The organism is Streptomyces sp. P9-2B-2 (genome assembly GCF_030406865.1).
In the GTDB taxonomy this organism is placed as follows: Bacteria; Actinomycetota; Actinomycetes; order Streptomycetales; family Streptomycetaceae; genus Streptomyces; species Streptomyces platensis.
The window spans coordinates 7,441,945-7,461,332 of record NZ_CP129126.1 but is presented as its reverse complement, the minus strand read 5'-3'; the positions used below and the strand labels follow the sequence as shown (position 1 = coordinate 7,461,332).

Annotated in this window: 16 protein-coding genes and 1 pseudogene; 8 read left to right on the top strand and 9 right to left on the bottom strand. The window is 71.4% G+C overall.

Features of this window, described 5'->3' with window-relative positions; all coding sequences use genetic code 11:
• Positions 1–16: 16 nt before the first annotated feature.
• From QT196_RS32800 to pssA, 6 genes are all read left to right on the top strand, one after another.
• Positions 17–2,029: a protein meaA gene (locus QT196_RS32800; protein ID WP_266732182.1), complete on the top strand. Its 2,013-nt coding sequence runs from the start codon at positions 17–19 to the stop codon at positions 2,027–2,029.
• On the top strand, positions 2,026–2,997 hold the full coding sequence (locus QT196_RS32795; RefSeq protein ID WP_168482326.1) for a CoA ester lyase: 972 nt from the start codon (positions 2,026–2,028) through the stop codon (positions 2,995–2,997). Before QT196_RS32800 ends, QT196_RS32795 begins: the two co-directional genes overlap by 4 nt.
• Positions 2,998–3,002: 5 nt before the next feature.
• The gene (locus tag QT196_RS32790; RefSeq protein ID WP_168482325.1) at positions 3,003–3,527 is read left to right on the top strand and encodes a MaoC family dehydratase; all 525 of its coding nucleotides are present in this window, start codon (positions 3,003–3,005) and stop codon (positions 3,525–3,527) included.
• A gap of 2 nt (positions 3,528–3,529) precedes the next feature.
• The gene (locus QT196_RS32785; RefSeq protein ID WP_266732179.1) at positions 3,530–4,735 is read left to right on the top strand and encodes an acyl-CoA dehydrogenase family protein; all 1,206 of its coding nucleotides are present in this window, start codon (positions 3,530–3,532) and stop codon (positions 4,733–4,735) included.
• A 170-nt stretch (positions 4,736–4,905) separates the two neighbouring features.
• Complete coding sequence (locus tag QT196_RS32780) at positions 4,906–5,553, top strand: phosphatidylserine decarboxylase (RefSeq protein ID WP_168482323.1); 648 nt, start codon at positions 4,906–4,908, stop codon at positions 5,551–5,553.
• Positions 5,540–6,400, top strand: coding sequence for a CDP-diacylglycerol--serine O-phosphatidyltransferase (gene pssA / locus QT196_RS32775; RefSeq protein ID WP_211117478.1), 861 nt, complete (start codon positions 5,540–5,542; stop codon positions 6,398–6,400). The genes QT196_RS32780 and pssA overlap by 14 nt, the downstream gene beginning before the upstream one ends.
• Before the next feature lie 95 nt (positions 6,401–6,495).
• On the opposite strand, the gene QT196_RS32770 is transcribed toward pssA, so the two are convergent.
• Positions 6,496–7,644, bottom strand: a complete 1,149-nt coding sequence (locus QT196_RS32770) for a glycerate kinase (protein ID WP_290356776.1) — start codon at positions 7,642–7,644, stop codon at positions 6,496–6,498.
• A gap of 206 nt (positions 7,645–7,850) precedes the next feature.
• Here QT196_RS32770 and QT196_RS32765 point away from each other — a divergent pair, with 206 nt between their 5' ends.
• Positions 7,851–8,363 (top strand): NUDIX hydrolase, encoded by a 513-nt coding sequence (locus QT196_RS32765; RefSeq protein WP_290356232.1) that lies wholly within the window; start codon positions 7,851–7,853, stop codon positions 8,361–8,363.
• Between the two features lie 40 nt (positions 8,364–8,403).
• Positions 8,404–9,213, top strand: a complete 810-nt coding sequence (locus tag QT196_RS32760) for a nucleotidyltransferase domain-containing protein (RefSeq protein WP_290356231.1) — start codon at positions 8,404–8,406, stop codon at positions 9,211–9,213.
• Between the two features lie 16 nt (positions 9,214–9,229).
• Here QT196_RS32760 and QT196_RS32755 read toward each other — a convergent pair.
• The 8 genes and pseudogenes from QT196_RS32755 to QT196_RS32720 all read right to left on the bottom strand — a co-directional run bounded on the left by QT196_RS32755 (position 9,230) and on the right by QT196_RS32720 (position 19,229).
• Positions 9,230–10,059 (bottom strand): annotated as a pseudogene (locus QT196_RS32755) (IS5 family transposase).
• 193 nt (positions 10,060–10,252) lie between these two features.
• Complete coding sequence (locus tag QT196_RS32750; protein WP_290356774.1) at positions 10,253–10,786, bottom strand: methylated-DNA--[protein]-cysteine S-methyltransferase; 534 nt, start codon at positions 10,784–10,786, stop codon at positions 10,253–10,255.
• 19 nt (positions 10,787–10,805) lie between these two features.
• Positions 10,806–12,278, bottom strand: coding sequence for a DNA-3-methyladenine glycosylase 2 (locus QT196_RS32745; RefSeq protein WP_290356230.1), 1,473 nt, complete (start codon positions 12,276–12,278; stop codon positions 10,806–10,808).
• 164 nt (positions 12,279–12,442) lie between these two features.
• On the bottom strand, positions 12,443–12,970 hold the full coding sequence (locus QT196_RS32740; protein ID WP_266732172.1) for an O-acetyl-ADP-ribose deacetylase: 528 nt from the start codon (positions 12,968–12,970) through the stop codon (positions 12,443–12,445).
• Between the two features lie 29 nt (positions 12,971–12,999).
• Positions 13,000–14,628: an ISAzo13 family transposase gene (locus QT196_RS32735; RefSeq protein ID WP_168476530.1), complete on the bottom strand. Its 1,629-nt coding sequence runs from the start codon at positions 14,626–14,628 to the stop codon at positions 13,000–13,002.
• 167 nt (positions 14,629–14,795) lie between these two features.
• Positions 14,796–16,208, bottom strand: a complete 1,413-nt coding sequence (locus tag QT196_RS32730; protein WP_290356229.1) for an NAD(P)/FAD-dependent oxidoreductase — start codon at positions 16,206–16,208, stop codon at positions 14,796–14,798.
• Between the two features lie 49 nt (positions 16,209–16,257).
• On the bottom strand, positions 16,258–17,184 hold the full coding sequence (locus QT196_RS32725; RefSeq protein ID WP_290356228.1) for an inositol monophosphatase family protein: 927 nt from the start codon (positions 17,182–17,184) through the stop codon (positions 16,258–16,260).
• 179 nt (positions 17,185–17,363) lie between these two features.
• Positions 17,364–19,229 carry a gamma-glutamyltransferase gene (locus tag QT196_RS32720; protein ID WP_290356227.1) on the bottom strand — a complete coding sequence of 622 codons (1,866 nt, stop codon included), beginning with the start codon at positions 19,227–19,229 and terminating at the stop codon, positions 17,364–17,366.
• Positions 19,230–19,388 lie beyond the last annotated feature (159 nt).

Sequence of the window (19,388 nt, the reverse complement as noted above, 5' to 3'; positions counted from 1 at the left end):
AAGATACGGGCCTGATATGACTGAGCGTCAGAAGGATCGTCCGTGGCTGATGCGGACGTACGCCGGCCACTCCACCGCCGAGGCGTCCAACGAGCTGTACCGTCGCAACCTCGCCAAGGGCCAGACCGGCCTGTCGGTCGCGTTCGACCTCCCGACGCAGACCGGTTACGACCCCGACCATGTCCTCGCCCGCGGCGAGGTCGGCCGGGTCGGGGTCCCCGTGTCCCACCTCGGTGACATGCGACGGCTGTTCCAGGACATCCCGCTGGACCAGATGAACACCTCGATGACCATCAACGCGACGGCCATGTGGCTGCTGGCGCTGTACGAGGTGGTCGCCGAGGAGCAGGGCGCCGACATCTCCAAGCTGTCGGGGACGACGCAGAACGACATCGTCAAGGAGTACCTCTCGCGCGGGACGCATGTCTTCCCGCCGGGCCCCTCGCTCCGGCTGACCACCGACATGATCACGTACACGGTGGCGCACATCCCCAAGTGGAACCCGATCAACATCTGCAGCTACCACCTGCAGGAGGCGGGCGCCACGCCGGTCCAGGAGATCGCCTACGCGATGTCCACCGCGATCGCGGTGCTGGACGCGGTGCGGGACTCCGGGCAGGTGCCGCCGGAGAAGTTCGGTGATGTCGTGGCCCGTATCTCGTTCTTCGTGAACGCCGGCGTCCGGTTCGTCGAGGAGATGTGCAAGATGCGCGCCTTCGGCCGCATCTGGGACAAGATCACCCGTGAGCGCTACGGCATCGAGAACGAGAAGCAGCGCCGGTTCCGCTACGGCGTCCAGGTCAACTCGCTCGGCCTGACCGAGGCCCAGCCGGAGAACAACGTCCAGCGGATCGTCCTGGAGATGCTGGCCGTCACCCTCTCCAAGGACGCCCGCGCCCGCGCGGTGCAACTCCCGGCCTGGAACGAGGCGTTGGGGCTGCCGCGCCCCTGGGACCAGCAGTGGTCGCTGCGTATCCAGCAGGTCCTGGCGCACGAGAGCGACCTGCTGGAGTACGAGGACATCTTCGCCGGCTCGCATGTCATCGAGGCCAAGGTGGAGGCCCTGGTCACCGACTGCCTCGCGGAGATCGAGCGGATCCAGGAGATGGGCGGCGCGATGGCCGCGGTGGAGTCCGGCTATCTCAAGTCGCAGCTGGTCTCCGCGCACGCCGAGCGGCGGGCCCGGATCGAGGCCGGCGAGGAGAAGATCGTCGGCGTCAACTGCTTCGAGGGCACCGAGCCCAACCCGCTCACCGCGGACCTCGACACGGCCATCATGACCGTCGACCCCGCCAACGAGGCACGGGTCGTCCAGGCGCTGCACGAGTGGCGGGACAACCGCGACGAGGCGCGCGCCCAGGACGCCCTGTCGGGTCTGAAGAAGACCGCGGCGGGCGACGGCAACCTCTTCGCGGCCACCCTGGAGTGCGCACGCGCCGGTGCGACGACCGGCGAGTGGGCCTGGGCGCTGCGGGACGTCTTCGGCGAGTTCCGGGCCCCTACGGGCGTCTCCAGCGCCCCGCTGGCGGTCGCCGCCGAGGCGGGCAGCCTGCTCGCCGAGGTCCGCGAGAAGGTCGCCAAGACGGCGGCCGAGCTCGGCAGCGGCAAGCTGCGGCTGCTGGTCGGCAAGCCCGGCCTGGACGGGCACAGCAACGGCGCCGAGCAGATCGCCGTACGGGCCCGCGACGCCGGCTTCGAGGTGATCTACCAGGGCATCCGGCTCACCCCGGAACAGATCGTCTCGGCCGCGGTCGCCGAGGACGTGCACTGCGTGGGCCTGTCGATCCTGTCCGGCTCGCACGCCGAGCTGGTGCCGGACGTGCTGGCCCGGCTGCGCCGCACCGGCGTCGACGACATGCCGGTCATCGTCGGCGGCATCATCCCCTCCGCCGATGCGACCGCGCTCCGGGAAGCCGGAGTGGCGGCCGTCTTCACCCCCAAGGATTTCGGTATTACGGAGATCATCGGCCGTATCGTCGACGAAATCCGGAAAGCGAACCAGCTCGACCCTCTGGAGGTCCCCGCATGACCCAGGCGAACCGCCCGCCCGGCGGCCGGCCGCGCCGCTCCTGCCTCGCGGTCCCCGGCAGCAACCCGCGCTTCCTGGAGAAGGCCCAGGGCCTCCCGGCCGACCAGGTCTTCCTGGACCTGGAGGACGCCTGCGCACCGCTCGCCAAGGAAGGCGCCCGGCACCACATCGTCGAGGCGCTGAACGAGGGCGACTGGACCGGCAAGACACGGGTCGTGCGGGTCAACGACTGGACCACGCACTGGACGTACCGGGACGTCATCACGGTCGTCGAGGGCGCGGGGCAGAACCTCGACTGCATCATGCTGCCGAAGGTGCAGGACGCCCAGCAGATCGTGGCGCTGGACCTGCTGCTGACGCAGATCGAGAAGACCATGGGCTTCGAGGTCGGCCGGATCGGCATCGAGGCGCAGATCGAGAACGCCAAGGGCCTGGTGAACGTCGACGCGATCGCCGGTGCCTCGCCGCGCCTGGAGACCATCATCTTTGGCCCGGCCGACTTCATGGCGTCCATCAACATGAAGTCCCTGGTGGTCGGCGAGCAGCCGCCCGGCTATGGGGCGGATGCGTATCACTACATTCTGATGCGCATTCTGATGGCGGCACGCACCTACGATCTCCAGGCCATCGACGGTCCGTACCTTCAGATCAAGAATGTTGACGGCTATCGCGAGGTCGCCGGCCGCGCCGCCGCCCTCGGATTCGACGGCAAATGGGTGCTGCACCCGGGTCAGGTCGAGGCCGCCAACGAGGTGTTCTCGCCCTCCCAGGAGGACTACGACCACGCCGAGCTGATTCTGGACGCCTACGAATGGCACACCTCGGCGGCGGGCGGAGCCAAGGGTTCCGCGATGCTCGGCGATGAAATGATCGACGAGGCGAGCCGGAAGATGGCGCTGGTCATCGCCGGCAAGGGCCGGGCCGCCGGCATGATCCGCACATCCAAGTTCGAGGCCCCGGAGGCTTAAGCGCGATGCAGTTCGGCCGCACCTATGAAGAGTTCACCGTCGGCGATGTGTACAAGCACTGGCCGGGGAAAACCGTCACGGAATACGACGACCACCTCTTCTGTCTGCTCACCATGAATCATCACCCGCTGCACATGGACAGCAACTACGCCGAGCAGACCACCGACTTCGGAAAGAACGTCGTCGTCGGTAACTACATCTACTCCCTGCTGCTGGGCATGTCGGTGCCCGACGTCTCCGGAAAGGCCATCGCCAATCTGGAGGTCGAGTCGCTGAAGCATGTGGCGCCCACCTTCCACGGCGACACCCTCTACGGCGAGACGACCGTGCTCGACAAGACCCCGTCCCGTTCCAAGTCGGACCGCGGCATCGTGCACGTCGAGACCAAGGGATACAAGCAGGACGGCACCCTGGTCTGCGTCTTCCGGCGCAAGGTCATGGTCCCCACGGCCACGTACATCAAGGAGCGCGGCGGCGAGCAGCCCGGCCGCCCGGAGCTTCAGGCCCCGCCGGCCAAGAAGGAGAAGTAGCCATGACCCGTCTCGCGCAGACCGAGGGCCTGACCGACATTCAGCGGGAAATCCTCTCCACCGTCCGCGATTTCGTGGACAAGGAGATCCTGCCGGTCGCCACCGAGCTGGAGCACCGCGACGAATACCCGTCGCAGATCGTCGAGGGCCTCAAGGAACTCGGCGTGTTCGGGCTGATGATCCCCGAGGAGTACGGCGGTCTGGGTGAGTCCCTGCTCACCTATGCGCTGACCGTCGAGGAGATCGCCCGCGGCTGGATGAGCGTCTCGGGCATCATCAACACCCACTTCATCGTGGCGTACATGCTCAAGCAGCACGGCACCCAGGAGCAGAAGGACTATTTCCTTCCGAAGATGGCGGCCGGTGAGGTCCGGGGCGCCTTCTCGATGTCGGAGCCCGCACTGGGCTCGGATGTTTCCGCCATTTCTTCCAAGGGTGTGCGGGACGGTGACGATTACGTCCTGAACGGCCAGAAAATGTGGCTGACCAACGGTGGTTCGTCCACCCTCGTCGCGGTGCTCTGCCGTACGGACGAGGGCCACCCGGAGGGCACCGCGCCGCACAAGTCGATGACGACCTTCCTCGTGGAGAAGGAGGCCGGCTTCGGTGAGGTGCGCCCCGGCCTGACCATTCCGGGCAAGATCGACAAGATGGGCTACAAGGGTGTCGACACCACCGAGCTGATCATGGACGGGCTGCGGATCCCGGCCGATCGGGTGCTCGGCGGCGAGACCGGACGTGGCTTCTATCACATGATGGACGGCGTCGAGGTCGGCCGGGTCAACGTGGCCGCGCGCGGCTGCGGTGTCGCCCAGCGCGCCTTCGAGCTGGGTGTTTCGTACGCACAGCAGCGACACACCTTCGGCAAGCCGATCGCGCAGCACCAGGCCATCCAGTTCAAACTGGCAGAAATGGCGACAAAGGTCGAAGCCGCCCATGCCATGATGGTTAACGCCGCTCGCAAAAAGGACTCGGGCCAGCGAAACGACCTCGAAGCGGGCATGGCGAAGTACCTGGCCTCCGAGTACTGCAAGGAGGTGGTGGAAGACGCGTTCCGTATCCACGGTGGCTACGGCTTCTCGAAGGAGTACGAGATCGAGCGCCTCTACCGCGAGGCCCCCATGCTCCTGATCGGTGAAGGTACCGCCGAGATCCAGAAAATGATCATCGGGCGACGGCTACTGGAGGAGTACCGGATCCAGGGGTGAACATCCCGTTTGTGCCACTTTGGCCTAGACGAAGATCACACCCCGTCATCGTTCTTCGGCCACGGATTGGCTCTGGCTCTTGGCCAGTTGCCGCTCGTAACCGATAGCATCCATGGAAAGCCGCCGTCCCCCGTATCCAAAAGCGGCATCCTCCGCTACGAAGGTCATCCATGCCCCACAGCCAATCCTCTGCACAACGCGGTCGCGTCCGCCTCGCGCGCGGAGCGTCGCCGTGGCTCCTGCCGACCGTTGCCACGGCAGCGGTCAGCCTCGCCCGGTCTCGCCGGTCGGGTCGCTGGGCCGCCGTTGCCGTGCCCACCACCGCACTGGCGGCGGGCATGCTGTGGTTCTTCCGCGACCCCGAGCGGGAGATCGCTCAGGGCCGGGTCATCTCTCCGGCTGACGGCGTGGTGCAGAGCATCATGCCGTGGAAGGACGGGCGCACCCGCGTCGCGATCTTCATGAGCCCGCTGAACGTTCACGTCAACCGCGCGCCGCTGGCCGGCACGGTGGCGTCCGTGGAGCACATCCCCGGTGGATTCGTTCCGGCGTTCAACAAGGAGAGCGAGAACAACGAGCGGGTGGTCTGGCACTTCGACACCGAGCTCGGCGACATCGAGATGGTGCAGATCGCCGGCGCGGTGGCCCGTCGTATCGTCCCCTACGTGCCCCAGGGCACCAAGGTGGAACAGGGTGAACGGATCGGCCTGATCCGCTTCGGCTCGCGGGTCGACGTCTACCTCCCGGAGGGCGTCGAGGCCGCGGTCGAGGTCGGCCAGGCCACCACAGCGGGGGTGACTCGCCTTGACCGTGATTGATCCCGAAACACAAGCCGGCTGGGCGCCCGAGACCGATGAGGACGAGGACGACATGCCGCTGTCCACGCGGCTGTCAATAGCGGACACCCTCACCCTCGGCAACGCGATCTGCGGCTTCATGGCCGTGTACTTCACGACCACCGGGGTCCTCATCCCGCATCTGACGGGCAACGAGGACGGCGGGATGGCCCGGCACAGCGCCGCGATGGCCGTGATCCTGATGCTGCTCGCGTCGATCTTCGACCTCTTCGACGGGCTGGTGGCACGCAAGCTGCGGGCCTCGGCGATGGGGGCCGAGCTCGACAACCTCTCCGACCTGATCAGCTTCGGTCTGGCGCCCGCGTACTTCGTCGTGACCTGGGGCATGGTCGCCCAGGACGCGCACCAGCGGGTGTCGGTCGTCGCGGCGGTGGTGGTGCTGCTGGCGGTGGTGCTCCGGCTTGCGCGGTTCTCCTGCGTCACGCTGCGTGACGGCATCTTCCAGGGCATGCCGAGCCCGTTCGGCGCCCTGACCGTCGTCGCCATCGTGCTGCTGGAGCTGCCGTTCCTGCCGACGCTGCTGGCGATCATCGGAGTGGCCTGGCTGATGGTGAGCCGGGTCGAGTACCCCAAGCCGCGGGGCCGCCTCGCGGTGGCGATGCTCAGCTGGATCGTGCTCAGCATGGGCATGCTCGCCGCCTGGGCCCTGGACGCCCCCGGCGGTCAGCTGCTGCTCCAGACCGGCTGCGCGCTTCAGGTGGTCATGGGCGCGATGATCCCGCTGTTCGCGACGGCCCGGAGGGTCAACACCTTCCGCGACAACCGCCGCGAGTCGCGCGCGGAGTCCCGCGCCGCACAGCTCCCGTAACGGAACACAGAACACGCCGCGGGCCCCGAGCGAATCATTCGCTCGGGGCCCGCGGCGTTCGTGCTGGGTGCGGCCCGCCGGGGCCGCACCGGGCCTCAGACCAGGAAGTCCCGCGCCAGCCGCTCCGCCGCCCGCTCCAGCAGCGGGCCCGCCTCGGCCATACAGCGGGCCGGGTCCGGCTCCAGATCCGTCAGGGCGTAGGCCCGCCGGATACCGGCCGCGGCGAGCGCCTCCTGGGGCAGCTGAAGCCGGCCGCAGACCGCGACCACGTCCAGACCGGCCGCGCGGGCCGCGGCGGCGACCCCGGCCGGCGCCTTGCCGTGCAGGGTCTGCGCGTCGAGCGAGCCCTCGCCGGTGATGACGAAGGTGGCCCGCGCCAGCGCCGGGGCGAAGCCCAGGACGTCCAGCATCACGTCGATGCCCGGCCGGAAGGCCGCGTCCAGGCCGACCAGCGCGCCGAAGCCGATACCGCCCGCGGCGCCCGCGCCCGGCGCCAGGGCGTGTTCCGCGGCCTCGGGGCCCACCGCACGCGCCAGTACCTCGGCGTAGTGCGCCAGGGACGCGTCCAGGGTGGCTACGTCCTCCTCGCTCGCGCCCTTCTGCGGGCCGTAGACCGCCGGGGCGCCCTTCGGGCCCGTGAGCGGATTGTCGACGTCGCTGGCGAGCACGATCTCGGTCTTGGCCAGCCGGGGGTCCAGCCCCGACAGATCGGCGGTGGCCAGGTCGCGCAGCGGGCCGCCGCCGGGGGCGACCGGCTCGCCGTCCGCGTCCAGGAACCGGGCGCCGAGCGCCGCGAGCATCCCCGCGCCGCCGTCGGTCGTGGCGCTGCCGCCGACGCCGAAGACGATCGAGGTCGCGCCCGCGTCGAGGGCGGCGAGCAGCAGTTCGCCGGTGCCGTACGTGGTGGCCGTCAGGGGCGCGAAGACGCCCTTGGGGAGGTGCTGGAGTCCGGAGGCCTCCGCCATCTCCACCACCGCGGTGCCTCCCCCAGCTACCGCTGGGGGTGCCCCCACGCGCAGCGCGAAGGTGGCCGTCACCGGCACACCGGTGGGACCGGTCACCTGCACCCTCTGGGGCGCGAATCCAGCGGCGACAGCCGCCTGTGTCGTGCCGTCGCCGCCGTCCGCGACCGGGACGGCCGAGACCGCCAGCCCGGGAACCGCGCGCCGCAGACCGGCCGTGACATGCCCGGCGACCTCGACGGCCGTGAGCGAGCCCTTGAATTTGTCCGCGGCGATCAGCACATGTGCTGTGGATGTCCTTGATGCGTCCGCCACCGTGTTTCCCCTTGCTTTCGAACGGGCAGTCGCGCCGCTGTGACCTTATCCGGCACGCGCCACGGCGAACAGGGCACACCGGTCAGCGGTGCCGCCGAGCGCCCCCGGTGTGCGCCCCTCGAAGATCGGCCGGGCGGGCGCGGCCCCGGACCCGCGCCGTCTAGGCTCGCGCCGTGACGACCATGGACTACGCCACCTATATCGCCGGTCTGCCCCGTGTGATCGCGGGCGCGGCTACCCTCTTCCGCGACGCGGAGGGCCGGCTGCTGCTCGTGGAGCCCAACTACCGCGACACCTGGATCCTGCCCGGCGGCACCGTCGAGTCGGACGCCGGCGAATCGCCCCGGCAGGCCGCCCGCCGCGAGACCGCCGAGGAGATCGGCCTGGACATCGAGCCGGGCGCGCTGCTCGCCGTCGACTGGGTGCGCGGCAAGGACCGCCCGCCGCTGGTGTCGTACCTCTACGACGGCGGGGTGCTGGACGCCGCGCAGCTGTCCGCGATCCGCGTCCAGGAGTCCGAGCTGCTGTCCTGGCGCATGGTGCACTGGGACGAGGCCCAGACGCTGGTGAACCGGGAGATCGCGCTGCGTGTCGGCGCCGCGCTGAAGGCCCTCGCGGCCGGCCGTGGACCGGCAGAACTGGAGGACGGTGTTCCGCCGAACGGGTATGACGGCCCGTCGAAATGAGGTGGACAGCGGGGCGGCCGTGCTCCTTAGGCTGACCGCCATGGACGCCATCGCAGCCAAGATCGCACAGGTGCCGGGAATCGTCGGCGTGATGCTCGGCGGAAGCCGGGCCCGGGGCACCCACCGGCCGGACTCCGACTGGGATCTGGGGGTCTATTACCGGGGTGCGCCGGACCTGGCGGCACTGGAGGCGCTGGCCGCGGAGGTGACCGGCGGTCCCGTCGAGGTGTACGGGCCGGGGTCCTGGGGCCCCTGGGTCAACGGCGGCGCCTGGCTGGAGCTGCCCGATGGCCGTCAGGTGGACTGGATCCTGCGGGACGTCGACCGGGTGCGGCAGGTCTGGGACGAGTGCTGCGCCGGCCGCTTCGAGATCGGCGTACAGGCCGGTCACCCGCTCGGCTTCTGGTCCCCCGCCTATCCGGGCGAGGCGGCGCTGGGCCGGGTGCTCGCCGACCCCGCGGGCGAACTGGCCCGGCTCCGGCAGGAGACCCAGGACTATCCCGAGCCCCTGCGCAAGGCACTGACCGGCGGCGCCGTCTGGGACGCCGGGTTCTCGGTGGCGATGGCCGGCAAGTCGTACGCGGCCCGGGACGTACTGCACTCGGCCCTGTGCCTCTCCCGCGCCGTCGGCTACCTCGTCCAGGCCCTGCACGCCCACCACCGCACCTGGTGCCTCAACGAGAAGGGCGCCCTCGCCGCAGCCGCGGCCCTGCCGGACACCCCACCCGGCTTCGCCGCCCGCGCCACCACCCTGCTCGGCGAACTCGGCCGCACGGAGGAGGAGTTGGGCCGCTCGCTGGAGGAGGCGGAGGAGCTGGTGGCGGAGGTTCGAGGGGTTACGGGGGGCTAGGAGTTGTCTTCAAATGTCACGCCCACATCAGGAGCGATGCGAGGGTGACGGCTGCCTGGTAGGACTCGGTGGTCTTGTCGTAACGAGTGGCGATGCCGCGCCATTGCTTCAAGCGGTTGAAGCAGCGTTCGACCACGTTGCGCCGCTTGTAGAACTGTTTGTCGAAGGCCGGCGGGCGCCCGCCACGGCTGCCGCGCCGGAGCCGGTTACGGATCTGGTCGGCCCGTTCGGGAATGGTGTGGCCGATGCCCCGCCGCCGGAGCCAGGTCCGGATGGCCCGGGAGCTGTAGCCCTTGTCGCCCAACACGTGGGCGGGCCGGACCCGTGGCCGTCCCGGACCGAGCCGGGGCACCCGAATCGCCTCCATCACGGCCGTGAACTGGGTGCAGTCGTTGGTGTTCCCGCTGGTGACGGTGAAGGCGAGCGGCCGGCCGACGGCGTCGCAGGCCAGGTGAATCTTGCTGGTCAGGCCACCTCGGGAGCGTCCGAGTGCCGGACTGCGGAGCCCCCTTTTCGGGCCCCGGCGGCGTGCTGGTGGGCGCGGACGACGGTGGAGTCGACCGACACGAGCCAGTCGATGTCCCCCGCCGCATCCGCTCTCGCCTGCGCGGCCTGGAGCATCCGCTCGAACGTGCCGTCCAGAGCCCACCGGCGGAAGCGGGTGTGGAGCGTGGCCCACGGGCCGTACCGCTCGGGCACATCCCGCCAGGCCACCCCGGTGCGAAACTTCCACACGATCCCGTTGAGCACCGTGCGGTCGTCCAACCGCTTCCTGCCACGCAACGACTCGGGCAGCAGCGGCCGGACGAACTCCCACTCCGCATCCGACAGTTCATGGCGACGTATCACCCGCCCATGATCCATCACTCAAGATCATTTGAAGACACCCCCTAGGGCGGGGGCCGCGGAGCGAGGCATCGGCCCGGCGGGGCCCCGACCCGCCGGAGGCCCGTCCCGGCTCGGGCCCGTCCCGGCGGATGCCTCGTCCCAGCTCAGGCCGCGCCGACCGGGACCGGCAGGAGCGCCATCAGCCGCTTACCTACGCCGGGAAGAGCGTGTCGGCCTTGCGCTCGAAGGTGAGCAGGCGGCGCTTGCGGTCGAGGCCGCCGCCGTAGCCGGTGAGGCTGCCGTTGGCGCCGACGACGCGATGGCAGGGGACGATGATGCCGACCGGGTTGCGGCCGTTGGCCAGGCCGACCGCGCGGGACGCCGACGGGGTGCCGAGCCGCTCGGCGAGCTGCCCGTAGGAGAGGGTCTCGCCGTACGGGATGGTGCACAGCGCCGCCCACACACGGCGCTGGAAGGGTGTGCCGCGCAGGGCGAGCGGCAGGTCGAAGGTGGTCAACTCGCCGCGGAAATAGGCCCGGAGCTGGGTGATGGTCTCGGCGAACGGGGGCTCGTCGGGGTCCGCCGGATCGCCGAAGGTCTCCTGGGGCGGGCGGTGGCGCTGGTCGGTCATGTAGAGGCCGCTGAGGGACTCTCCGGTGGCGACGAGGGTGAGCGGCCCCACCGGGGTGTCGTCCAGGACGGTGTGGGTGACGGGGGCGGTGGGTTCTGGTGCGTGCACGGTCATGGCTGTCATGGCTGGCGGCTCAGTTCGTCGGGAGGTGGTTGATGGGGTGGTCGTCGGTCGCCCAGAGGTACTGGACGGCGTATGCGCGCCAGGGGCGCCAGAACGCGGAGTGCCGGATGAGAGCCGCCGGGGTGTGCGGCAGGCCGAGGCCGGCGGCCGCGCGGCGCAGACCGAGGTCGGCGGGGGTGAAGGCGTCCGGGTCGCCGAGCGCGCGCATGGCGATGCACTCGACGGTCCAGGGGCCGATGCCGGGCAGCGCCGCGAGCTGCGCCCGGGCGGCGTCCCGGTCGCTGCCGACGCCCAGTTGCAGCGCACCGGAGCCGAGGGCGGCGATGACGCCGGTGAGGGTGGCCCGGCGGGTGCGGGGCATCGCCAGCTGCTCCGGGTCCAGTCCGGCGAGCGCGGCGGCGGACGGGAAGAGATGGCTGAGGCCGCCGTCCGGGTCGTCGACCTGTTCGCCGTGCGCACGGACCAGCCGTCCGGCGTGGGTGCGGGCCGCCGCGGTGGAGACCTGCTGGCCCAGGACGGCGCGGACCGCGAACTCGTCCGCGTCGACCGTGCGCGGGACCCGGCGGCCGGGCGCCTTGTCGACGAGCGGGGCCAGCCGCGGGTCCTCGCGGAGCAGCCCGTCGACGGCTTCCGGGTCCGCGTCGAGGTCGAGCATCCGGCGGCAGCGGGCGATGGCACCGGCCAGATCGCGCAGATCGGTGAGGGAGAGGCGGCAGTCGATGTGGTCGGGGCGGGGCGAGAGGGCCACGATGCCGTGCCCGTAGGGGAGGTGCAGGGTCCGGCGGTAGGCGCCGTCCCGCCACTCCTCGACGCCGGGGACCGCGGTGGCGGCGAGATGCCCGAAGAGGTTGTCGGGGTTCAGCGGCTGGCGGAAGGGCAGCCGCAGCGCGAGCGCACCGGCCACCGTCGCCCTCGGACCTGGCCGGGCGCGCTGCCGCAGCTCCGTAGGGGACAGTGCGAAGACCTCCCGTACCGTCTCGTTGAAGGTGCGGATGCTGGCGAACCCGGCGGCGAAGGCGACGTCGGCCATCGGCAGTGCGGTGGTCTCCACCAGGAGCCGGGCGGTCTGCGCCCGCTGGGCCCGGGCCAGGGCGAGCGGCCCGGCCCCCAGCTCGGCCAGCAGCTGCCGCTCGGTCTGCCGGGTGCTGTAGCCGAGCCGCGCCGCGAGGCCGGGGACGCCCTCGCGGTCGACGATGCCATCGGCGATCAGCCGCATGGCGCGGGCGACGAGGTCGGCCCGCTCGTTCCACTCCGGGGACCCCGGGCTGGCGTCCGGGCGGCACCGCTTGCAGGCCCGGAAACCGGCCTGCTGGGCGGCGGCAGCGCTCGGGTAGAAGCGCATGTTCTCCGGCTTGGGAGGCACCACGGGGCAGCTGGGACGGCAGTAGATACGGGTGGTGAGCACGGCCGTGAAGAACCAGCCGTCGAAGCGGGCGTCCTTGGACTGCACGGCCCGCAGACAGCGCTCGGTGTCGGTGTGCATGACCTCAGGATTCCTCACCCGGAGCGCTCCGGCTGGCGAGAATCCGACATCAAGGTGGGGTGACCAGGGGTGACCGGGGTGACCAGGGCGGCCTGTCGCCCCGCCCGCCGTGAGCCCGGCCCGCCCGCCGTGAGCCCGGCCCGCCCGTCGTGAGCCGCCCCGACCTATTCCGCCAGGGCCGTCTCGTATGTCTCCCGGGCGCGGTCGTCGAAGACCACGAAGCGGATCTCGTCGAAGGCCTCGGGGGACGCGGCGACCGCGGCACGGACGGTGGCGACGGCGGTGCGGGCCCCGTCGGCGAGCGGCCAGCCGTACACGCCCGTGGAGATGGCCGGGAAGGCGACCGTCCGCGCGCCCAGGTCTTCGGCGACCCGCAGGGACTCGCGGTAGCAGGAGGCGAGGAGCTCGGAGCGGTCCTCGCTCTTCGCCCACACGGGACCGACGGTGTGGATGACCCAGCGGGCCGGCAGTCGGCCGGCGGTGGTGGCGACGGCCTGGCCGGTGGGCAGACCGCCGCCGTAGTGCGCGGCGCGCAGGGCACGGCACTCGTCGAGGATCTCCGGGCCGCCGCGCCGGTGGATCGCGCCGTCCACTCCCCCGCCGCCGAGGAGGGACGAGTTGGCGGCGTTGACCACGGCGTCCACGGCTTGTTCGGTGATGTCGCCCTGGATGAGGGTGAGGGAGGTGCTCATGAGGGACGACCCTAAGGGCCTGCCGATCATTAACACGTCGTCTTGATCTTGCTGTTGGGGGCGCTGTCGAGGGCGATGACCTGGGCTTGGAGGGTTGCGAGTGCGGCGGGTGGGGTGGTGGCCGGCGGGACGTTGATGCCGTGTGCTTCGAGTAACTTCTTGATCTTCAGCAGGGTGCGGTGCATGGCAGTCCGGCTGCTGTTGAAGAGCACGGCGAGGGGTTCCGCGGCCAGGTTGACGCGTAGATGGAGCACGGTGGCCACGACCTGGTCGGCGAAGGTGAGGCGGGGTGGGCGTCCGCGGTGGGTGTCTCCTTCCGCAGCCAGGGTTTCGATGAGGTGCTGGAGCTGGTGTGGGGCCAGGCCGGTTAGCGCGGGATCGGACAGCAGTGCCGGCTTCCACTGAGGCGTCGGTGGCTGACCGTTCCGCGCTGCTGGGATAGCCGGGGTCGGCCGGGGATGCACGGCATAGTTCCAGTCGCCGTGGAAGTTGTGCCGGGTCAGCGGCAAGGCCGCCATCTCCGCGTCGCCGACCCCAATACCGGTGGGATAGGTATTGGTGTCCAGCTGGGCCTTCACGCGTAGTCCGGCGCGGGTGGTGGTCGCGGCGATTGATTCGAGGATGACTTCGTGGCTGGTCAGCGGGCGGCCGCGCCAGTTCATGGTGATGTGCGAGAAGAGCCGGTGCTCGATCTTGTTCCACTTCGATGTGCCCGGCGGCAGGTGACAGACCGTGATGGCCAGGCCGGTCTCAGCGGCCAGGCGGGCGAGGTGCAGTTTCCAGGCCCGGGTGCGATAGCCGTTGGAGCCGCCCGCATCGGCGGTGATCAGCAACCGGGAAGCCTGCGGATAAGCGGCCCGACCCTGGTCATGCCACCAGCGGCGGATCGACTCCACCGCGAACGCGGCGGTGTCATGGTCAGTGCCGACGTTCACCCAGCCGGTGTCGGCCGCCAGGTCGTAGATGCCATAGGGGATGGCCTTGCCCAGCTGCGGATCGGCGAAGTCATGCACTCGCACCAGCACCGGATCGCCCGTCGGCCGCCACGAACGGCCCGGATTGCGGAAGTCACCGACCAGCTCCTTCTTCTTCGTGTCCACGCTGATCACCGGCTGGCCGGCATCCCGGTGACCGCGTGCCTGCTCGTTGAGATACCGGAACTGGGTATCCCGGTCGGCATGCTGACTGCCCTCGAGCGTCTTGGCATTGGCCTGCAGCCGGAAGCCCTCCTGCCGTAGCAGGCCGGCGACGGTGTCGGCGCCGACCCGGTGCCCCTGGCGGGTCAGCTCGGCCGCCAGCATGCGGGTCGACTTGGTTGTCCACCGCAACGGCGACATCGGATCCCCGCGCTCGTCCGGCTCGACCAGACTCAACAGAGCAATCCGCAGTCCAGGATCGAGGTCCGCGACGCGTTTGCGCCCGCCGCCCGGCCGCCGCACCCGCCCCACCAGGGATTCGCCCGCCTCCAGGTCGGACATACCCCTGCGGATCGTTGTCTCGCTCACTCCAGCCGCCCGGCCCACGGCCCGGATGCCGCCATGGCCCAGGCTTCGGGCCTCTGCGGCCACCAGCAACCGCCGCTGTCGCTCGTCCAGATGCGGGAACAACACCGCGAACTTCACGGCAAGTTGATCACGAGTCTCGTCCGGGATGCGCATACGCCATCAACGAGCACCAACCTCGAAAGCAACACCTTGATGACCGGCAGGCCCTAAGGGCTGTCCCGCCGGATCTCCGGGAACGACGAGCGGGGCGGCCGGGGACGCCGGAGAGCCTCTGCTCCCCGACCCCGCAGCCCCTGCCGCAGGACCGAACTGCCCCTCGCTCAGCGGTGGTTGGCGCGCAGGCGGCGCCAGACCGTCTTGGCGGCGTAGTGGCCGGACATGCCGTGGACGCCGGGGCCGGGCGGGGTGGCCTGGGAGCAGAGGTAAATGGCGGGGTGGGCGGTCTCGTACGGGACCCGGGCGAGCTTGGGGCGGATGAGCAGGCGCAGGCCGGCAGCGGAGCCGGTGTTGGTGTCGCCGCCGACGTAATTGGCGTTGCGGGCGGCGATTTGGGGCGGGCCGGCGACCGCGCGGGCCAGCACCAGGTCGCGGAAGCCGGGGGCGAAGCGCTCGATCTGCCGCTCGACGACCTCGGTGGCGTCGCCCTCCCAGCCGTTGGGGACATGCCCGTACGCCCAGAAGGTGTGCTTGCCCTCGGGGGCCCGGGTGGGGTCGATCAGGCTGGGCTGAGCGGTGATCAGGAAGGGGACGGCGGGGTCGTGGCCGTGGGTGGCGGCGTTGAGCGAGGCGCCGATCTCGCCGCTGGTGGGGCCGATGTGGACGGTGCCGGCGCGGTGCGCCTCCTTGGCCGTCCACGGCACCGGGGCCGACAGTGCGTAGTCAATCTTGAAGACGCTGGGGCCGTACTTCACGTCGCGGTAGGCGTTGCCCAGTCCGGCGATCCGGGCGAGCGCGGTCGGTGAGGTGTCGAAGACGTACGCGCGGGCCGGCGGCAGGTCGTCCAGGCGCTTGACCTCGAAGTCGGTGTGCACCACGCCGCCATGGGCGCGCAGCAGACCGGCGAGCGCGTCGGAGATGGCCTGGGAGCCGCCGCGCGGGACCGGCCAGCCCTTGTGGTGCGCGGCGAGCGCGAACATCAGGGCCATACCGGAAGTGCCGATGCCGCTGAGCGGGGCGTTGGCGTGCGCCCCGAGGCCGGCCAGCAGTCCGCGGGCCTTCGCGCCCCGGAAGCGGCGGTTGAGGAGGCTGACCGGCTGCATCCCGACCAGGCCGAAGCGGGCGTACGTCACCGGGTCGTGCGGCAGACCGAGCCACTGGGTGCGCAGGAAGTCGTGGGCCATGGTGTCCCACTTGCCGACGAAGGGCGCCACCAGCCTGCGGTAGGCGCCGGCGTCCCGCGGGCCGAAGGACATGGCGGTCTCGCCGACGGAGTGGGCGAGCACGGCGGCCGTGCCGTCCGGGAAGGGGTGCGCCATGGGGAGGTCGGGGTGCAGCCATTCGAGGCCGTAGCGGTCCAGCGGCATGGCGGAGAAGGCGGGCGAGCCGATGCCGGTGGGGTGCACCGCCGAGCAGGGGTCGTGGCGGAAGCCGGGGAGGGTCAGCTCCTCGGTGCGGGCGCCGCCGCCGATGGTGTCGCGGGCCTCGAAGATCTCCACGGACATGCCGCGGCGGGCCAGTTCGGCGGCCGCCGTCAGGCCGTTGGGCCCCGCTCCGATCACCACGGCATCGAGCATCCTCGGCACCTGCGCCACTCCCCTCACGTCCGGCCCTCGACGTCGAGGGTCAGTTGGCGGCTGCCAGCAGTCCGAGGATACGCCGCGCCGTTTCGGCGTCCCGCGCCGCGGTGAAGGGCAGCGCATTGCCGCCTTCGATACGGAACGGCTGCCCGGCGACCGTGCCGCTGGCGCCGCCCGCCTCATGGACCAGCAGCAGGCCGGCCGCGTGGTCCCAGGCGTTCTCCCAGCTGAAGGCCGTGGCGTCGATCTCGCCGCGGGCTATGTGCAGATACTCCAGGCCCGCCGAGCCACAGGGGCGCGGGGCGATACCGCCGGTCTCCAGGGTGGCGAGCACCCGCTTCTGCTCGTCGTCGGTGAAGTCGTAGTGGGACGTGGCGACATCGAGGACCGCACCGGAGGACGGGCTGCCGGCCTGGAGCGGTACGCCGTTCAGCCGGGCGCCGGCGCCGCGGCGGGCGATGGCCATCAGGCCGAGTGCGGGCGCGTACGTCCAGGAGGCCAGCACCTCGCCTCGGTGGGCGAGCGCGACGAGCGTGCAGAAGCCGGGGTCGCCGTGCACGAACTGGCGGGTGCCGTCGACCGGGTCGACGATCCAGACGGGAGCGTCACCGTGCAGCGCGTCGAGCACGCCCGGGTCGGCGTGCACCGCTTCCTCGCCGACCACCCGGGAGCCGGGCAGCAGCGCCGTGAGCGAGGCGGTGAGGTGCTCCTCGGCGAGGCGGTCGGCGACCGTGACGAGGTCGTGCGGCCCGCTCTTCTCGACGATGTCCTCGGCGGCGAGCTGCCGGAAGCGGGGCATGATCTCGTCGGCCGCGGCGCGGCGGATGGCGGCCTCGACGGCGGCCCAGTCCAGGGCCGAGAGGTCGAGCGACGGGCTCTCCTGGGCGGGGGCCGGGGTCGCGGCGGGCGGGGTGGCGGCAATCGGGGTAATCGCGGTCTCTCCTGCATCTTGGGTACGAAGTGCTTCGATCATGTGTCCATCGAAACACGAGCCACTGACACGACGGCTGGACTCCAGGTGAATTCCGGATGCCGCGGCGGGCACGGCCGGGCGCGGGGCCTCCGGGGCGCACCGGAGGCGCACCGCGCCGGGCCGCCGGGGCGCACCGGAGGCCCACCCAGGCCCACCCAGCCACGGCCCGGCGGAGCGCCTCAGCGCCCGACCGCGTACCCCTGCATCCCCCGCGGATTCGCCGCCGCGGACAGCACCCCGGACTCCGGGTCCCGCGCCACCGCACACAGCCGCCCCTCGGACCAGGCGTCACCCACCGTGACGCGGTGACCACGCCGGCGCAGCCCGTCGATGGTCCCGTGGCCGATCCGGGACTCCACGGTCACGCTCCCCGGACGCATCCCGCGCGGGAAGAAGGAGCCGGGGAAGGAGTCGTTGTGCCAGTTCGGGGCGTCGACGGCGCCCTGCAGGTCGAGACCGCCGCGGACCGCCCCGCGCAGCGCCACGGCCAGGAAGAAGTGCACCTGCCACTGGTCCTGCTGATCGCCGCCCGGCGTCCCGAAGGCCATCACCGGGACCCCGTCGCGCAGCGCGAGGGACGGGGAGAGGGTGGTGCGGGGGCGGCGCCCCGGGGTGAGCGAGTTGGGCAGGCCCTCCTCCAGCCAGGCCATCTGCAGCCGGGTGCCGAGCGGAAAGCCGAGCGCCGGGACGACGGGGTTGGACTGCAGCCAGCCGCCGGACGGGGTGGCGGAGACCAGGTTGCCCCAGCGGTCGACGACATCGATATGGCAGGTGTCGCCGCGGGTGGCACCGTTCCGGTCGATCTCGGGCGCCACATCCCCCGGTACGCCGCCGGACCCGGCCGCCCCCGGCACCCCCTGCGCGACGGTCGGCTCGCCCGCCCCGCGCCCGGAGGCACCCCGCGCGTCGAAGCCGTCCGCGCCCGCCGCGGCCGCCACCGCGTGCTTGCTCAGCCGCGGGGCGCGGCCGTCCGGACTGCCGGGGCACAGCTCGTACGAGGCGCGCTCGCCGATGAGGGCCCGGCGGGCGGCGTTGTACCCGTCGCTCAGCAGGGCGCCGAGCGGCACCTCGGCGGCGTCGCCGTACCAGGCCTCGCGGTCGGCCATCGCCAGTTTGCCGCCCTCGATGAGCAGATGCACGTACTCGGGGCTGCCGTACGCGGGCAACTCCGGTGGCAGCAGGGCCAGTTGCTGAAGGAAGGCGGGGCCCTGGGACCAGCCGCCCGCCTTGGCGACGGTCCAGCCGTTCCAGTCGTGGGTGACGGGCGCCTCGTAGGTGGCGGAGAAGGCGGCCAGATCGTCGCCGGTGAGGGTGCCCGCGTGGCGTTCGCCGGTGGTGTCCATGGCGGGGCGGGCCGCGAAGCCGGCGAGGGCCTCGCCGATGAAGCCCTCGCGCCAGATGCGGCGGGCGGCCTCGACCTGCGCCTCGCGGCCGGCCGCGGCGGCCTCCGCCTCGGCGGTCAGCCGGCGCCACGTGGCGGCCAGCGGGCGGTTCCTGAGCAGCCCTCCGGGGGCGACGGGCCGGCCGTCGGGAAGGTAGATCTCGGCGGAGGAGATCCACTCCGTCTCGAAGAGTGCGCGGACCGTCTCGACGGTCTCACCGATCCGCTCGACGGCGGGATGGCCGTGCTCGGCGTAGCCGATGGCGTACCGCAGCACCTCGGCGAGGGACTTGCTGCCGTGGTCGCGCAGCAGCAGCATCCAGGCGTCGAAGGCGCCGGGGACCGCGGCGGCGAGCGGTCCGGTGCCGGGCACCAGGTCGAGACCGAGTGAGGTGTAGTGCGCCACGCTCGCTCCGGCCGGTGCCGGGCCCTGGCCGCACAGCACCCGCACGGGCCCGTCCGCGGGCGCCAGAATGATCGGCACCTCACCCGCCGGTCCGTTCAGATGCGGCTCCACGACATGCAGCACGAACCCGGCGGCCACCGCTGCGTCATAGGCGTTTCCGCCGTCCTCCAGGACGGCCATCGCGGACTGGGACGCCAGCCAGTGCGTGGTGGAGGCCATGCCGAAGGTGCCTTGGAGGGTCGGGCGGGTGGTGAACACGGTGGCTCCTCTGTGCTGCGGTGAGAGCGGTGCGGGGCGGGCCGCTCGGGCGCCGGCGGCCCGCCCCTCGTGATCGTACGGAGGGGCCAGGGAGACGGCGGGCGCCATACGGGGATCGCCGGTGCGGGCCATCGCGGACCGGCCGGGCGGGCGCCCGTC

Bases quoted from the DNA above. Each gene is read 5' to 3' on its own strand.
- QT196_RS32800 (WP_266732182.1), top strand. From the start codon at position 17: ATGACTGAGCGTCAGAAGGATCGTCCGTGGCTGATGCGGACGTACGCC.
- QT196_RS32795 (WP_168482326.1), top strand. From the start codon at position 2,026: ATGACCCAGGCGAACCGCCCGCCCGGCGGCCGGCCGCGCCGCTCCTGC.
- QT196_RS32790 (WP_168482325.1), top strand. From the start codon at position 3,003: ATGCAGTTCGGCCGCACCTATGAAGAGTTCACCGTCGGCGATGTGTAC.
- QT196_RS32785 (WP_266732179.1), top strand. From the start codon at position 3,530: ATGACCCGTCTCGCGCAGACCGAGGGCCTGACCGACATTCAGCGGGAA.
- QT196_RS32780 (WP_168482323.1), top strand. From the start codon at position 4,906: ATGCCCCACAGCCAATCCTCTGCACAACGCGGTCGCGTCCGCCTCGCG.
- QT196_RS32760 (WP_290356231.1), top strand. From the start codon at position 8,404: ATGGACGCCATCGCAGCCAAGATCGCACAGGTGCCGGGAATCGTCGGC.
- QT196_RS32750 (WP_290356774.1), bottom strand. From the start codon at position 10,786: ATGACCGTGCACGCACCAGAACCCACCGCCCCCGTCACCCACACCGTC.
- QT196_RS32745 (WP_290356230.1), bottom strand. From the start codon at position 12,278: ATGCACACCGACACCGAGCGCTGTCTGCGGGCCGTGCAGTCCAAGGAC.
- QT196_RS32740 (WP_266732172.1), bottom strand. From the start codon at position 12,970: ATGAGCACCTCCCTCACCCTCATCCAGGGCGACATCACCGAACAAGCC.
- QT196_RS32735 (WP_168476530.1), bottom strand. From the start codon at position 14,628: ATGCGCATCCCGGACGAGACTCGTGATCAACTTGCCGTGAAGTTCGCG.
- QT196_RS32730 (WP_290356229.1), bottom strand. From the start codon at position 16,208: ATGCTCGATGCCGTGGTGATCGGAGCGGGGCCCAACGGCCTGACGGCG.
- QT196_RS32725 (WP_290356228.1), bottom strand. From the start codon at position 17,184: ATGATCGAAGCACTTCGTACCCAAGATGCAGGAGAGACCGCGATTACC.